The organism is Aureitalea sp. L0-47 (assembly GCF_026126405.1).
Lineage (GTDB): Bacteria > Bacteroidota > Bacteroidia > Flavobacteriales > Flavobacteriaceae > Pukyongia.
In genome coordinates, this window is sequence record NZ_JAFMTQ010000010.1 from 17998 (window position 1) to 33665 (window position 15668).

Consider the following 15668-nt stretch of genomic DNA (forward strand, 5'->3'; position numbering starts at 1 on the left):
AAATAGATTTTCAATTTTCTATATGGTATACGTAATACTACGTAAATTCGATTTTTGGTGTCAGGTGCATAAATATGGGTTTTGCCACCCATTAGCTGGCAAATCTTTCAATTCCTCTTGTAATTTTTCAGTAAAGGAACTATCAATTGTTCCTGTAATATTATTATGATATTGAACTTCGTTGAATTCGAATTTTCGAATTTTAAATTCGTCTAACTGGCTTTCATTAAATGAATTATATCGAAGCAATCCCCTGGGGGATTCTATAGATTTGCCGTTTAAAGCGTCTTGTAGTCTTGCCATGATGGTTCCTTCAGAAGAAATACTCTCAACAATCGTGATACCTACTTCATAACCCATAAGGCTGATGATGTTAACAGGAATATCATATTGAGCTGTATAATTCGAAATAAATTCCCGCATAGCCGGGCTGCCATCATCGAATGACCAACTGGCAATGGTTTCAAGTTTCTGAATACCGTAATCTTCGGTGGCTATTGCCTCATCGGTAAGCGAGGGGTTGGCCATAATTGGGATTTTCCCATTGTAGTCTGAATTGGCAAAAGCCTTTAAAAATTTATCACCTTCTTTATAACTAAAGATTCCGTAGATAAAATCTGGTTCTTCTTCTTGTATGCCTTGAAACAGTCCTTCAAAAGTTTCCAATTTGTAATCGGCATTACCTACAAAGAACCGAGTAATATTGCCTCCCTTTGAAGTGAATCCCAGGTTAAAGGCCTCCGTCATATGGTAGGCACCATCGTAAAAGGATACCGCCAACAGACATTTCTTTCCCATATGTTCTGCGGCGTATTGTCCCGCAGCGAACGAGGATTGCCATAGATTTAATGTATGATGAAGGACATAGGGGTTACAATGTTCTTCATTATATACCCTTCCACCTAGGTCCAGATGAATAAGCGGTCGCTTGTATTGCTCCTGAAGCCTTGCTAATTGAGGTAGCAGCAGCACACCACAAAATGATAAAGTGAGATCCACATCTTCCTGAAGGATCAGTTTTTCTGCACTTTTAAGCACTTGGTCATCTGCTGCCACTCCAATATTTTCAACAATAAAAGAGGGTGATTCCTGAATGGATTCGCTTTTCGAAAAAGCTAATTTCAGACCATTCAATAAATCCATACCCAGAGTTGGGTACATATCTGACTTAGGGATAAGAATCCCTATTTTTAATCTCCCCACAATTTATTCTTTGTCGATTAATTTCTGGATGGGAAAATACCCTGTAAGCAGATCTCATAATTCAATGCTAACCAGGGTTGCATGTTGTTATGCGATTGGTTTCCTCCTGAATTCCCTGTCGAGACACCACCGAGCGATGCACCGGAAGTAGGATCCTCATTAAAGGCGTTAGCGTGATTGGCAATGATCTGCCCATTCACATTACCTTCTTCCCCGTTAGCAGAACTCACTGCAACTGTAGCAGGGTGGTTGTGTGCAGGGATCTGAAGCGTATTCAAGGTTACATTTTCTTCTCCTGATCTTTGTCCTAGTTGTCTTGGAGTGAGTCCCGGTCCGGCTGAATTACCACCAGAATGTACAACTACTCGACCGCGTAGATCGGGCAAGGCAAAAGTAGTACGGCCATCACCTCCGTAGGTAGTTCCTAAAATCGAGAATAGTGCACTATTCTGAGATATCGGCAGAAGTTGTCCGTTGCAATACGCAAAAGCCCGAATCGGGAAATTTCCCGCGAATAAGATTATCTGTCCTAAAAAGAATTCCATAATTAGTTAGTTTTTGAAAGTTATTTATGATTAAATCGAGATATTAAAGTTTATTTCCGAATTGCCATTTGATCTACTTGAGGAGGGTAATAACTTTGATCCTAAGGCCGATTGGGAATTGAAATGGTCGGAGGTAATAAATACACCATGCACATTTATAAGAATTTCTGTAAATACAACCTTGCCCTGGTGACTCACTTTGAAATAGATCCGCGGACTGGATTGTTCTTTCCGTCCGGGAATATCTGTGATAAATTTATATTCACCGGAATGGTTCGTTTTGAGTTTTCCGCGATTCCTGAATTTTAAGGAGCTCGCCGAGCGATGCCAAACTTCTATTTCCGCATTCTTTAACGGAGTTGAGCCTGAGGAATCATAGATTACTCCTTGAACCGTTACGTGATCGCCAAAAATAGTTGTTCTTAAATCGGTCTTCTCTTCTGCAAAGGGATTATATCCTTCATAAGGACAATCACTCACAAAAGCATTAATAGTATTTGAAGAAATAAAAGCTATTCCGGTTGCCGCCAAAGCAGACTTTGACATAAACAACCGACGGGAAGTCGAAATTTTCATGTTGGTTTAGTTAGTTCCTTAAAACTACATCGAAATTTTCTTTTTTTCTAATTTAATTTTTGAAATCCATTTTTTTCTTGCTGAAGCATTGTGCGAAATGTAAATTCTATATATTGAAAAAAATATTCAAAACCTGTTCCCGTACCCTTCCCATGCAACATAATAACAACCTGGTCGCGATACTGAAAAATGTCGCAGAACTGATTTTTTCTAACACGCACGCATACGTCGAACTTAAAGATGTGCTAAGCAAGTGGAAGGAATCTCTGGAACTGCATCACAAGTTGGATATGAACTCTCCCGAGTATAATGAGAATGTTTACCTGGAGGAAGGTAAAGCCATTGCTACCCGCTGGGCAGCCTTGTGTATAGAGGACCTCATTAGAACAAAAAGATTTGTGCGAGCAGTAAGAAAAGCTGTAGATGCCGTTTTGCACAAACAAGCGGGAAAACCAGCAACCATTATGTACGTTGGAACAGGTCCCTTCGCAACTCTGGTACTCCCTTTGACCCAAATTTTCTCACCATCGGAACTTCAATTAGATCTCATAGAGGTGAATACGGAAAGCTTCAAATTGCTGAATAGCACCATAGATAGTTATGGGATACGAGACTTTATAAGAAATTGTTATTGTGCGGATGCAACTCAATTCAGGGTTGATAACGATGACGTCGACATTCTCCTGGTTGAATGTCTGCAACAGGCGCTCGCACGCGAACCACAAGTCAAGATCGTGGAGAATCTCGTACCGCAATTAAAGGGTGATCTGATCCTTATCCCAGAGGACATTACCCTCTCTTTAGCCCTTGTGAACACAAAACAGCAACAATCATTTATGCACAACCTTGATTCGGAAAAAGTAATTGAGTTCTATGAGATCATCGATACTGTCTTTAGTATAAATAAAGAAGTAATTCAGAAAAATAGTATTCAGTTTAACTCTCAGACGAATTTGTTCGATGAAGAACAACTAAGAGAATACAATAGGATCTCAATATTTACAGAAATGAGGTTGTATGAAGATGAAATTCTGACCTATAACGAAAGTGGACTGACCATTCCATGGGATGTAAATGATTTCACTTCCAAGGCTCCTGTGTACGGAGTAACGACGAATTATGTCACAGGAAATGATCCCAAATTGGATATAAAACTAATCAGGACCCGTGAAACGGGCCCTGATCAATAAGGATTTTAGTTTAATTAATTCCTGGATGGGAATATTCCTTGTAAAGCAATACACATATTGATTCCAAGGAATGGATTACGAGAACCGAAGGCTTGTCCGTTACCAGCATTTGCCGTATTGAATGCTTTCAATGCAGCACCCGCTGTTGCATCCTCGTTAAACGAACCTGCGCTATCTGCGATAACCTGGCCGTTGGCAGTACCCTCTTCTCCGGCAGTACTACTTACTGGAACACTTACGCCATGTGCGTGTGCAGGAACGTTGTTAGCGTTCAGCGTGATCGTTTCCGTTCCACCTTTTTCACCCCAGCTGATATTACTCAAACCGGCACCGTTCCCCATTCCTACGATTGATCTGCCTCGTAGGTCCGGCAAGCCGAATGTGGTTCTTCCGTCTCCACCAAAGGTGGTCCCTAGAAGTGAAAATACCGCTGTATAGCTTGAAATAGATAATAATTGTCCTTCACATTTCGCCCATCCACGTGGTGCGAAGTTAAATCCGAAGGCTTGAATTTGTCCAATAAATGGTTCCATAATTAAAAAGATTTAAATGATTAACAGGTTTAAATTTCACTAGTCACTACCGTGAATATCATAAGTGAAAAAACCAATTAGTCTTAGTTATGATTAATTTCTTGAAGGGTATGTCCCTATTAAAGCGATGCACACATTAATTCCGAGAAATGGGTTACGTGATCCGAAGGCTTGTCCGTTACCAGCATTGGCTGTATTGAATGCTTTCAGAGCAGCACCGGCAGTAACATCCTCGTTAAAGCCACCTGCATGGTCGGCGATTACCTGGCCGTTGGCAGTACCTTCTTCTCCGGCAGTACTGCTTACAGGTACACTAACACCGTGCGCATGTGCAGGAACGTTGTTCGCGTTAAGAGTGATGGTTTCTGTTCCGCCTTTTTCTCCCATGGTGATATTACTCAGTCCTGGTCCGTTACCTTCACCAACGATAGATCTGCCTCGTAAATCGGGTAGCGCAAAAGTTGTTCGTCCATCGCCTCCGTAAATGGTTCCTAAAAGTGAAAATAATGCTTGATTTTGTGCAATAGGTAATAATTGCCCTGCACATTGTGCCCAACCTCTAGGTGCGAAGTTAAATCCGAAGGCTTGAATTTGTCCGACAAATGGTTCCATAATAAAGTGTTTAATTGATTATTAGTTTTTGTTTGATTCGTTCTCTCGCTATCGTTAGATCCGCAATCGAAATAATTTGTATAAGTAAATTTGGAATTATATTAATTAGTTTCAGGTGCTAAGTTATTGTGCCATGCTATATCGTGGTATCCGTATAAATACGTAAATCATAAGCATAAAAAAACCGCTGTCTTTTGGACAGCGGTCTTCGCTTCAAAAAAATGATCTCTATTTGATCATGTCGTAGCTTCTTTTAATAAACTCTGTCATATCTTCTCCTTTGAGCAAATTCTTACTCAGTTTGGCAAGATCTAATGCCTGGTTCACAAGTCGCTCTTTCTTTTTCCGGGTTTTGGTGTTTAGGATCTGTCCAACCAGTTCGTGATTGGTATTCACCACCAGGTTGTACATTTCAGGCATAGCACCCATTCCAAACATGCCACCACCGGTTTGCTGCATCTCTTTCATTCGACGCATGAATTCCGGTTCAGTGATAATGAACGGACTAGCATTGCTGTCCATGGCTTCCAACTTGACCGAGAATTTTTCAGAAGGAATAATTTCAGAAAGCATGGTTTGTAAGGTTTCTGATTCTTCCTCAGAAAGTTTCGAAATAGCCTCATCCTCCTTCTTGATCAGGGCGTCGATCGCATCACTGTCAACTCTCACAAATGAGGTGTTCTCATTCTTGCTTTCCATCTTCTGAAGCAAATGAGAAACTATAGGAGAATCCAGTAGCAAGACCTCATATCCTTTGTCCTTGGCGGCCTCTATATAACCGTGCTGAGCTTCTTTGTCGGAAGCGTAAAGAATTACAAGCTTGTCATCTTTGTCGGTCTGAAGATCCTTAATCTTCTCCTTCAATTCGTCAAAGGTATAGTAGGTGCCGTCTACTGTTGGATACAATGCAAAATCCTGTGCCTTATCGAAGAATTTGTCTTCGGTAAGCATACCGTATTCGATCACCATCTTGATATCGTTCCACTTGGCTTCAAAGTCCTCCCGGTTATCATTGAATAAACTCTTTAGTTTGTCGGCTACCTTTCGTGTGATATAGCTGGAGATTTTCTTCACAGCTCCATCCGCTTGTAAATAGCTTCGGGATACATTCAAAGGGATGTCCGGACTGTCTATTACCCCCCGTAACATGGTTAGGAACTCAGGAACGATACCTTCTACATTGTCTGTTACAAACACCTGGTTTTGGTACAGCTGAATTCTATCCTTCTGCACGTTCAGGTCGTTCGTAAGTTTTGGGAAGTATAGAATACCCGTAAGATTGAAAGGGTAATCAACATTCAGGTGAATGTTAAACAGCGGTTCCTCGAACTGCATGGGATATAATTCTCGGTAGAACTTCTTGTAATCCTCTTCTTCCAGCTCTGTGGGCTGTTTGGTCCAGGCCGGATTAGGATTATTTATAATATTGTCTACTTCAAGGGTTGGAGCAGGATCATCTTCCTTGGCATCCTCCGGCTTGGGAAGGGTTTCCGTTCTGGTTCCGAACTTGATCGGGATAGGCATGAACTTGTTGTACTTCACCAGTAATTCACGAATGCGTGCATCCTCCAGGAACTGGGTGTCTTCGTCGCTAATATGCAGAATGATCTCTGTGCCTCGCTCCTTCTTGTCAGCCTCTTCCAGTGTATAATTCGGCGATCCGTCGCAGGTCCAGTGCGCTGCCGGTTCATCTTTGTAACTCTTGGTAATGATCTCCACTTTGTTTGCTACCATAAAGGAAGAGTAGAAACCTAGTCCGAAATGCCCAATGATCCCGGCATCTTCACCGTTCTTATCCTTGTATTTTTCGAGGAATTCTTCGGCGCCCGAAAAGGCGATCTCGTTAATGTATTTCTTTACTTCATCGGCTGTCATCCCGATTCCCTGGTCGATAATATGAAGTTTCTGATTCTCCTTGTCGATCTTAACTTCAATTATCGGGCTGCCATATTCAACTTTAGCTTCTCCTATATTGGTAAGGTGCTTCAGTTTAAGTGTAGCATCCGTGGCATTGGAAATTAGCTCCCTTAGAAAGATCTCGTGATCACTGTAAAGGAATTTCTTGATGAGAGGAAATATGTTTTCTACCGAAACATTAATAGTACCTGAACTCATAGTATGTGTTTTTTATTCTGAATAATTCTAAATGATCAATCGCTCCACCTATGTCAAATAGAATACCATTTTTACTGATATGACATGATGTCACAGACTATAAACTTTAACAAACAATTTTGTTTAACAAATACTCAATAAACTTAAACATTATGTATTTTTGAATTCAAAATTAAAGGATATGTCTGCAAAGAAATCAACAACAAAGAAAGCTCCCAATAGAGATCAGGTAATCTCAGCATACATGCAATATTGCCTGGAACACGAGAAGTCTCCAATTAGCGTTTATAAGTTTTGCAAGGAGAACTCCTTTACAGAGGAGCAGTTCTATTCTTTCTTTGGTTCTTTTGAAGGACTTCAGAAGGAAATATGGAATTCATTCTTCGATAGTACCATGAAACTTCTTCACAAGCAGAAGGAATTCGAAGGATTTTCGAACCAGGAAAAGATGCTCAGTTTCTTCTTCACCTTCTTCGAAATGCTCACTGCAAACCGAAGTTACGTATTGTTCGCTTTAAGCGAGAAAAAGGACATGATGAAGAACATGGCCCAGCTCAAAGGCCTTCGGGGTCATATTAAAGAGTTTGCATCGGAACTTATAGAGATCAAAAACGATGAGAAGCAGTTCAATATACTCAAGCATCCCGTCTCTGTTTTTTCTGAAGGAGCCTGGTTACAAACCCTCTTCATTTTGAAATACTGGATGGAAGACACTTCACCGTCATTTGAAAAGACCGATGTGGTTATCGAGAAGTCGGTAAGGGCCATCTTCGATGTGTTCGAAACAACACCGCTGGAAAGTTTACTCGACTTTGGAAAGTTCCTTTGGAAAGAAAAGATGAACTAAATGAAGACGATCGACAGCATACCGACAGGGAAAATATCTCGCGCCAGTAAATTGGTGAAGACGGGAGTGAAAGTAGGAGGGAACTACCTCAAGTACTATGGCGAGAAACTGGTAAATCCGGAAACTACCAAAGAAAAACTGAACGAGAACAATGCTGCGGATATATACGACGGCTTAAAAAGTCTTAAAGGTAGTGCGCTTAAGGTCGCCCAGATGCTCAGCATGGAGAAAAACATTATGCCGAAAGCCTATGTGGAGAAATTCTCACTGGCGCAGTTTAGTGTTCCTCCACTATCGGCCCCTTTGGTGAATAAGACCTTCAAAAGATATTTTGGATTAGAGCCAAACGATTTGTACGATTGGTTCGAATCACATTCTGTTGCCGCGGCAAGTATCGGACAGGTTCACAGGGCTCAAAAAGACGGGAAGGACCTTGCCGTAAAGATCCAGTATCCCGGAGTAGCCGATAGCATTAGCAGTGACCTGGCCCTGGTGAAGCCGGTGGCTATCAAGATGTTTAATCTGAAAGGTAAAGACTCGGAAAAATTCTTCAAGGAGATAGAAGGTAAATTGCTGGAGGAAACAGATTATGAACTGGAGATAGAGCAGAGCGAATTTATTTCAAAAGCCTGCAGCACTATAGAAAATCTTGACTTCCCGGGGTACTACCCGGAATTGTCCAACGGTCGCATCATTACTATGGACTGGATGGAGGGTGATCACCTTTCGGAGTTTGTTTCCTATAATACGGATAGAGAGTTGGCAAACAAGATCGGACAGGCACTTTGGGATTTCTATATGTACCAAATGCACGAATTGAAACAGGTTCATGCCGACCCACATCCTGGTAACTTTCTAATTTCTGAAGAAGGGAAGCTTATAGCTATTGACTTCGGCTGCGTAAAGAAAGTACCCAATGAATTTTATACGCCCTATTTTGAATTGGCCGAACCGGAAAATATCAACGATCCGGAGATCTTCAGAAAGAAACTATACGAATTAGAAATTCTGCGTGAGGATGATACCGAAAAAGAAATTGCCTTCTTCTCGGAATTGTTCTACGAAATGCTAAGCTTATTTACTCAGCCTTTCCACAGCGAGATCTTTGATTTTTCAGACGAGGTCTTCTTTGGGAAGATAGCCGCGCTTAGTGACAAATATTCCAAAGACACTGAGATAAGGAAAATGAACGGAAATCGCGGTTCAAAACATTTCCTATATATAAACAGGACGTTTTTCGGACTGTACAACTTGTTAAATGATCTTAAGGCCAAGGTGACGATCAATAACTACCGAAGCTTTAAGTAATATTTAACAAACTTTGTTTAATTATTGGCAAAAAATATTAAACAAAATGATGTATCTTTACATTATAAAAGGTGGGATAGTCTATTTGCTATGAAAAAGTAACTATTTATCTTTTATTTTATTGGTTAGGTTGTTTTAGAAAGGGCGCTTGAGGAAGCGCCCTTTCATTTTTTACCGTTTCAATTGATCTTTAGTGACGATCGTTTTCTTGTTCTTCACATGTTCATCCAGCCAAACATCCTGTTCCCACAATAAGTGCAGTATACTCTCCTTAGCCCGGTAGCCGTGGCTCTCTTTCGGGAGCATCACCAGGCGTGCCGGAGCACCAAGTCCTTTCAGCGCATTGAAATATCGCTCACTCTGCAGCGGGTAGGTACCTGAATTATTATCGGCTTCCCCATGGACCAGTAGCAGTGGAGTTTTCATCTTATCGGCGTGCATAAAGGGAGACATGGTATAATAGGTTTCAGGCGAATCCCAGTACGAACGCTGTTCGCTTTGGAATCCGAATGGTGTGAGCGTACGGTTATAAGCGCCGCTCCTGGCGATACCAGCCGCAAACAATTCCGAATGACTTAGCAGGTTGGCAACCATGAAAGCTCCGTAACTATGTCCGCCAACCGCAACCCGGTTCCTGTCGATATACCCCAATTTATCAACTGCATCTATCGCCGCTTTGGCATTTCCCACAAGCTGGGCTCGGAAGGAGTCGTTTGGTTCTTCATCTCCTTCACCCACAATAGGGAAGGCTGCATCGTCTAGTACCACATAGCCCTGGGTTACCCAATAGATCGGACTTCCCCAGTAGGGGTAAATAAATTCGTTGGGGTTGCTCGTACTTTGTGAAGCGCTGCTCTTATCCTTGTATTCTCGTGGGTACGCCCATAGGATCATCGGCATTTTTTCTTTATTGGCCTTGTCGTATCCTACCGGAAGATATAGAGTACCTTCCAGGTCCAGTCCGTCGTCGCGCTTGTACGAAATCACTTCTTTATGAACATCGGCAAGACTTTTAAAAGGATTCTCGAAGGAAGTCACCGGTGTGAGTTTATCCTTTTTGTAAATATTTCTGAAATAAAAATTGGGATATTCACTCTTGGATTCGATCCTGACAAGGATCTTTCCTTGCTTCATATCGATTGCTGAATTGAGGTTTTCAAGCTTATCGGTATACTTTGATTGATAGATCCTCGAAGTCTTTCCTGTCTTCAAATCATACGAATCGATAAAAGGAAACTGTCCGTTCTCGGTATATCCATCACCCATGAGATACGCCAGGTTCTTATTCATATCGAGTACATATCGCCCGAATTCATTTCTTTTGGTCACAAAATCCCCGGGATCGCTGTAACGGTCCTGGTAGTTTCTATCGGAAATTACCTTGGGAGCTATGGATGTATTCGAAGGATTGAAGATATAGGTCTTTGTATTTCGTGTATTCCACCAGCGATCGTAGGCAATTGCGATTGATTCATTCCCCCAGTTAATACCTGAGAACCGCTGAACTGTTTTCAGAAGTAGTTGAGCTTCACCAGTGAATGGAGCTGCTACCTGGTAGACAGCATCTCGGTGATCCACTTTGTTTTCGGGATCTCCTTTGTCCAAGGCTTGTGCCCAGTATAGGGTTGCGGGTTTATCGCTTCTCCATCCAGTACTTCGTTTCCCGGTTCTTGTTGCCATGAATCCCTTTGGCTGAACTTCGTTCAGTGGCACATCATTAAAGACCATCAGTTCCTTTCCCATCTTGTCGTAAACAATTTCTTTGAATGGGAACCTGTAATAGGGAACGATGTAAGAGAAGGGTCTTTCTATCCTTGAGATAAGGATATAATTCCCGTCCGGAGAGAAACGGATACTTCGGTACATGGCTGCCGGGAGGAAGTCGGTAATATTTCCTCCAATGCTAACTTTTTTTATTTCTGAAAGCGCCAGTTGTTCGAAATTCGCTTCATCATTCGGATTTTTCAGCAGATCCTGGTAAGTGCGGTTTTGCGCCTTTTGTCCGTCACTGGTTGAAACTGTTGGTCCTTCCGGAATTGCTTCAGCAGTATTGATCAATTCTTTTCGGTTTGAAGGCAGCATTTTTACCAGTATGGCGTTGTTATCCCCAAACCATGTGATAGCGCTTCTCAAATTTGCGTTCACACTGGCAGGAGTTAGTTTCTTAACGGTGGCGTTCTCGATATCCAATATCCACACTTCGGCACCTTCCGAAGTAGTATTCAAACAGGCCACCATCTTTTCGTTTGGCGAAATACTAAAATTCGACAACCTGGGCGTAGCTGGTAGTCCCGAAACCTGTGTGGCCTCCTTGTCGCTTGCTTTTTTTACTTTGATGTTCTTATAATAATTGGTCCGGCTGCCAATATTGGTCTTAGGGTTGATCCTCAACCCGCCTAACCGCAGTTCCGGTTCCGAAAGTTCCGCGATGGATTTAAATGCATCACGGTATAACAACACTACATTCTCACCTTTAGAATCGATGAGAACAGTTGGCGCCAGGGGTGCATCTACCAGGTTAAGTATCTCGGTTGGAGGTTTCTGATAGGTTAATTTTTCCTGGGCGATCAGGCCTCCCGAAAAGACGACAAAGGCCACAAAACAAGCAATTATTTTCTTCATAATCTGGATGTCAAAGTTTGCATGAAGATACGGAAAATGTAGGGTAAAATCATACCTGATATTATGCGTGCATACTATATTATTCCGATTTTACTTTACCCGAATAAGATGAATACCTATCTTTCCCCTTGGTATAAAAAAAATTTGAATGTATACATCCAGAATTTCAGGTTTGGGGTCTTATGTACCCGAGAATATTGTAACAAATGACGATCTTTCCAAGTTAATGGATACCAATGATGAGTGGATCCAGGAGAGAACAGGAATCAAGGAACGTCGTCACATTAAGAAAGGCGATGGTAATACTACTTCGGTAATGGCCGTGAAAGCCTCCGAAATTGCCCTTGAAAGAGCAGGATTAACTCCCAAGGATATCGAGATGATCGTTTTTGCCACCCTGAGTCCGGATATGTATTTTCCCGGTGGTGGAGTGGAAGTTCAGGAAATGATGGGAATGGACACTGTTCCGGCGCTGGACGTAAGAAACCAATGCAGTGGTTTTGTTTATGCTATTTCGGTGGCGGATCAATTCATTAAAACAGGGATGTATAAGAATATCCTGGTTATAGGAAGTGAACACCACAGTGGCGGATTGGATTATACCACTCGCGGTAGAAATGTGTCTGTGATCTTTGGGGACGGGGCTGGCGCCGCAGTTCTCACTAGAAATGAGACAGGCAGAGGAGGAATACTTTCCACTCATCTGCACAGTGAAGGGAAACACAAGGATGAACTTGCATTACCAGGACCTAGCACCAGTTATTGGGTTCCCGAGATAATAGAAAAGAATCCCCAGGAAAACATACCTTATTATCCGTACATGAACGGGCAATTTGTATTCAAACATGCCATTGTTCGCTTTAGCGAGGTGATCAAGGAGGGGTTACAGGCAAATAACCTAACGACTTCGGATATCGATATGCTCATACCTCACCAGGCGAATTTGAGGATATCTCAATTCATTCAGAGGAAATTAAAACTAGGTGATGAGAATGTCTACAATAACATACAACGTTACGGAAACACCACCGCAGCTTCTATCCCTATCGCGCTTACCGAAGCCTGGGAAGAAGGTAAGATCAAGGAAGGTGACCTCGTGGTATTGGCGGCTTTTGGAAGTGGCTTTACCTGGGGTAGTGCAATGATCCGCTGGTAGACCTGAAGATATAATCAATGAAAAAGCCAACTGTGTGAGCAGTTGGCTTTTTATATGTACCTGATAAATTTATTATTGTTGAACGGCTAATTCAAATAAATTATAAAACTCTGTTTAAGCAGGTATATAATAGTAGACTAAAAAACTATGCCAAATGTTGCATGGCGCTATCGATTTTAACGCAATTATAACATATCTAAGCAGTTAACCGATTAAAATATACCACCGCTCCCTGATTTCTCATCATTATCACGACGCTTTCTTGATTTAGCACGGTATTTTCCACCACCAAATCGATATGATAATCCTACAAAAATTGTATTGCTTTCCCAGTTGAAAGCACCTACCTGGGCAAACGGTCTCTGTCCGTCGAACTGGAATTGCATGGTGTCAAAAATATCATTGTAATTCACACTAAAGGTTCCACGTCCTTCCCAAAGGTTGTATCGTGCCCCTATATTTACAAAGTACATGGGTTCTACTTCGAACTGTAGTCCTCGATTTTGCCCTCTGTAAAATCCAAAGGCCGAGAATGTGAGGTTCTTAGTAGCCTTAAAGTTGTTGAACATTCTCAAGTTCCACGCTGTGTTATCTACTTCTACCACTTCCTGAAAAATATCATTTACGGTTGGGTTATCCCCGGGATTGTTTAAGGATTCGGTAATACCCTTCTGAGTTTGCGTGTACAAGTCAAAACTGAAATTGAAATTCCACCAATTGGTTGGCCTGTAATTCGAAGATAATTCAATACCGTAAGCATCGGTGTTGTCGAAGTTATCAAAGGTAAGGATCACCTTGCTGAGGTCGGTGCGATCTACGAAGACAGCTCTGTTGATCTCATCTTCAATAGCCCTGTAAAATACACCGCCGGTGATACTACCTTTTTTAAGGTTTTTAGTATAGTTAAATTCGATAGAATTTGTAAACTGTGGTTCCAGTTGTGTGTTTCCGAAGGAGGAAATCAGCGGCGTACTCCACTCCCTGATAGGATTCACCTGGCTAAGGCCCGGACGGTCCACGCGGCGACTGTAACTCACCTGGAATTGATTTGATTCTGAAGGAGTGTAGGTTACGAAAGCCGAAGGGTAAAGTTGGATGTAATCGTTGGTAAATGAACGTACAGCATTGGTGTCTGCCTTTACTTCAACAGTCTCGAAACGTGCACCAAGCTGAACGCTCCATTTGTCAAAACTCTTTCCGTAGGTCACGTAAGCAGAGTAAATATCCCGCTTGTAGTCGAAATCCGTACTAGGAGTTGGTATCAGTTCTCCCTGTGAATTGAAGCTCTGCCCTGTGGAATTGTATAACAGCTCGGTTTCAAATAACCTTGCTTCAGCTCCTATTTCGAGCTTAGTGCTTTCGTTTAACGGATTTACATAGTCGAGATTAACCGTAAGGCGCTCCCGGTCTGTATCTACAAAATCCATGTAGTCATTGATGAGCGAGGCTCCTGTAAATTCGAAAAGTGCTTCTTCCTCACCGTTAAAGGCGTTAAAATCTGCTTCCAACTCAATATTGTGACCTTCCTTGTCGAAGTCCAGTTTGTAGTTGAAATTATACTGAGAAGAAAGGTTGTCTCTTGCCTGGAGGAAGTCTTGCATCTGATCGAACATTGGATCATCGTAAAATAAAATGTCGGTCACGCCATCCGTACTGCCATCGAAGAAATTCTGGTTGGTAAAGAAAGACAAGGTGTGATTATCGTTAAGATAAAAGTCCATACCAACCTTTACTAAGTTGGATCTCGAATCGTCCAGGAATTCAAACAGTTGTTCCGAGTTGTCATCCGGTCGAAAAATGTTACCGAAATTCTCGTTTTTTGAACTGTTATGCCCCCAGTTTCCGAAAAGGTTGATCTTACCATTACGGTAATTCATATCAATATTACTATTGAATTTGGCCTGTTCTTCGTAAGTGAGTCCTACGCTGGCATTTCCGTTAAACCCTATATTCACATTCTTGTGTAAGACAATATTGATAATACCACTCATGCCTTCCGGGTTGTATTTTGCTGAAGGGTTAGTGATTAGTTCTATTTGCTTTATGGACGTAGAAGGAATCTGTCTCAGTAGCTGAGCTACCGGAACGTTGGTTAGTTTCCCGTCTACCATGACACGAACGTTTTGGTTACCTCGAAGTGTTAGGGCCCCGGTTTGCTGGTCGACGTTAACCGAAGGTAAATTGTTCATGATGTCTGAGGCAGTGGGCCCAGCCGTCTGAAGATCTTTTCCAACCGTGATCACCTTTCGGTCCAACTTCTGCTGAATGGTAGATCTTTCAGCAACAACAGTTACCTCATCCAGGGCTGCAACATCCTCTTCCAGGAGAATACTGCCCATATCGATATTCCTATTTCCACGTTGAATTTCAATTTCAGAATTGAATGACTTATATCCTATGAATTGTATGGTCACCATACTCTTCCCCTCAGGAATATCTTCGATGGTGAAATTACCATAGTCATCGGTAACACCGCCGGTAATGATCTCTCCGTTAAGCTTCTTTACGGCAATTGTAACATAGGGAATGGGTTCTTGAAGATTTTTGTCGATCACTTTACCTGTGATCTTCCCTTTGATTTCAGAATCGGGATCGATACCCGCATAAGAAAATACTCCTAGACATAGTGCTAGCACCAGAAATAACTGTTTCATCTTTTGATTGCGTTTGGTTGTTTGATTATTATTGGTTGTGTATTGCTAAATACCTTGTATTACCTAATTAGCAATTACACGTTCCGGCGATTAATCGGAATGTTGTCCATAAGACGTTTGGGGAGAAAATGTGTTACAGAAATAGCTCAATTTTTTTGTAAAAAAAACCAAGCCCCACGACTAGAACGCGGGGCTTGAAGCTTTACTGCTATTATTAACACTAACCATCAACGTAAAATTTTCACAGTAAAGCGGAAATATTTCTATTCAATAGACGAAACCTTCAAAGCTTTGTTACACAACACCT

General features: G+C 41.8%; 12 protein-coding genes. 4 read left to right on the top strand and 8 right to left on the bottom strand.

Annotated features, from left to right (window positions below; genetic code table 11):
- Positions 1 to 60 precede the first annotated feature (60 nt).
- From J1N09_RS10475 to J1N09_RS10485, 3 genes are read right to left on the bottom strand one after another with little or no spacing between them, the layout of a single operon-like run.
- Entirely contained in the window at positions 61 to 1203 is a 1143-nt protein-coding gene (locus tag J1N09_RS10475) for an ABC transporter substrate-binding protein (RefSeq protein WP_265200140.1), read from the bottom strand.
- A 17-nt stretch (positions 1204 to 1220) separates the two neighbouring features.
- Positions 1221 to 1748 (bottom strand): phage tail protein, encoded by a 528-nt coding sequence (locus J1N09_RS10480; RefSeq protein WP_265200141.1) that lies wholly within the window; start codon positions 1746 to 1748, stop codon positions 1221 to 1223.
- Between the two features lie 30 nt (positions 1749 to 1778).
- A complete protein-coding gene (locus tag J1N09_RS10485) occupies positions 1779 to 2324 on the bottom strand; it encodes a hypothetical protein (RefSeq protein WP_265200142.1) in 546 nt (181 codons plus the stop codon).
- Positions 2325 to 2437: 113 nt separating this feature from the next.
- On the opposite strand from J1N09_RS10485, the gene J1N09_RS10490 reads away from it, so the two are divergent.
- Entirely contained in the window at positions 2438 to 3514 is a 1077-nt protein-coding gene (locus tag J1N09_RS10490; RefSeq protein WP_265200143.1) for a hypothetical protein, read from the top strand.
- A 14-nt stretch (positions 3515 to 3528) separates the two neighbouring features.
- On the opposite strand, the gene J1N09_RS10495 is transcribed toward J1N09_RS10490, so the two are convergent.
- The 3 genes from J1N09_RS10495 to htpG all read right to left on the bottom strand — a co-directional run bounded on the left by J1N09_RS10495 (position 3529) and on the right by htpG (position 6774).
- On the bottom strand, positions 3529 to 4047 hold the full coding sequence (locus J1N09_RS10495; protein WP_265200144.1) for a phage tail protein: 519 nt from the start codon (positions 4045 to 4047) through the stop codon (positions 3529 to 3531).
- 93 nt (positions 4048 to 4140) lie between these two features.
- A complete protein-coding gene (locus tag J1N09_RS10500) occupies positions 4141 to 4659 on the bottom strand; it encodes a phage tail protein (protein WP_265200145.1) in 519 nt (172 codons plus the stop codon).
- 228 nt (positions 4660 to 4887) lie between these two features.
- Complete coding sequence (gene htpG, locus J1N09_RS10505; RefSeq protein ID WP_265200146.1) at positions 4888 to 6774, bottom strand: molecular chaperone HtpG; 1887 nt, start codon at positions 6772 to 6774, stop codon at positions 4888 to 4890.
- Between the two features lie 181 nt (positions 6775 to 6955).
- Here htpG and J1N09_RS10510 point away from each other — a divergent pair, with 181 nt between their 5' ends.
- Complete coding sequence (locus tag J1N09_RS10510; RefSeq protein ID WP_265200147.1) at positions 6956 to 7621, top strand: TetR/AcrR family transcriptional regulator; 666 nt, start codon at positions 6956 to 6958, stop codon at positions 7619 to 7621.
- The gene (locus J1N09_RS10515; protein ID WP_265200148.1) at positions 7622 to 8929 is read left to right on the top strand and encodes an ABC1 kinase family protein; all 1308 of its coding nucleotides are present in this window, start codon (positions 7622 to 7624) and stop codon (positions 8927 to 8929) included.
- A 171-nt stretch (positions 8930 to 9100) separates the two neighbouring features.
- Here J1N09_RS10515 and J1N09_RS10520 read toward each other — a convergent pair whose 3' ends face one another.
- A complete protein-coding gene (locus J1N09_RS10520; RefSeq protein WP_265200149.1) occupies positions 9101 to 11551 on the bottom strand; it encodes an alpha/beta hydrolase family protein in 2451 nt (816 codons plus the stop codon).
- A gap of 148 nt (positions 11552 to 11699) precedes the next feature.
- Between J1N09_RS10520 and J1N09_RS10525 the strand changes: the two genes are divergently transcribed.
- A complete protein-coding gene (locus tag J1N09_RS10525) occupies positions 11700 to 12707 on the top strand; it encodes a 3-oxoacyl-ACP synthase III family protein (RefSeq protein ID WP_265200150.1) in 1008 nt (335 codons plus the stop codon).
- 212 nt (positions 12708 to 12919) lie between these two features.
- On the opposite strand, the gene J1N09_RS10530 is transcribed toward J1N09_RS10525, so the two are convergent.
- Entirely contained in the window at positions 12920 to 15361 is a 2442-nt protein-coding gene (locus tag J1N09_RS10530) for a TonB-dependent receptor domain-containing protein (protein WP_265200151.1), read from the bottom strand.
- Positions 15362 to 15668 lie beyond the last annotated feature (307 nt).

What these genes read in the sequence shown, in the direction of transcription:
- J1N09_RS10530 (WP_265200151.1), bottom strand. Translation starts at nt 15,361, where the DNA reads ATGAAACAGTTATTTCTGGTGCTAGCACTATGTCTAGGAGTATTTTCT.
- J1N09_RS10495 (WP_265200144.1), bottom strand. Translation starts at nt 4,047, where the DNA reads ATGGAACCATTTATTGGACAAATTCAAGCCTTCGGATTTAACTTCGCA.
- J1N09_RS10515 (WP_265200148.1), top strand. Translation starts at nt 7,622, where the DNA reads ATGAAGACGATCGACAGCATACCGACAGGGAAAATATCTCGCGCCAGT.
- J1N09_RS10480 (WP_265200141.1), bottom strand. Translation starts at nt 1,748, where the DNA reads ATGGAATTCTTTTTAGGACAGATAATCTTATTCGCGGGAAATTTCCCG.
- J1N09_RS10520 (WP_265200149.1), bottom strand. Translation starts at nt 11,551, where the DNA reads ATGAAGAAAATAATTGCTTGTTTTGTGGCCTTTGTCGTCTTTTCGGGA.
- J1N09_RS10485 (WP_265200142.1), bottom strand. Translation starts at nt 2,324, where the DNA reads ATGAAAATTTCGACTTCCCGTCGGTTGTTTATGTCAAAGTCTGCTTTG.
- J1N09_RS10525 (WP_265200150.1), top strand. Translation starts at nt 11,700, where the DNA reads ATGTATACATCCAGAATTTCAGGTTTGGGGTCTTATGTACCCGAGAAT.
- J1N09_RS10500 (WP_265200145.1), bottom strand. Translation starts at nt 4,659, where the DNA reads ATGGAACCATTTGTCGGACAAATTCAAGCCTTCGGATTTAACTTCGCA.
- J1N09_RS10510 (WP_265200147.1), top strand. Translation starts at nt 6,956, where the DNA reads ATGTCTGCAAAGAAATCAACAACAAAGAAAGCTCCCAATAGAGATCAG.
- htpG (WP_265200146.1), bottom strand. Translation starts at nt 6,774, where the DNA reads ATGAGTTCAGGTACTATTAATGTTTCGGTAGAAAACATATTTCCTCTC.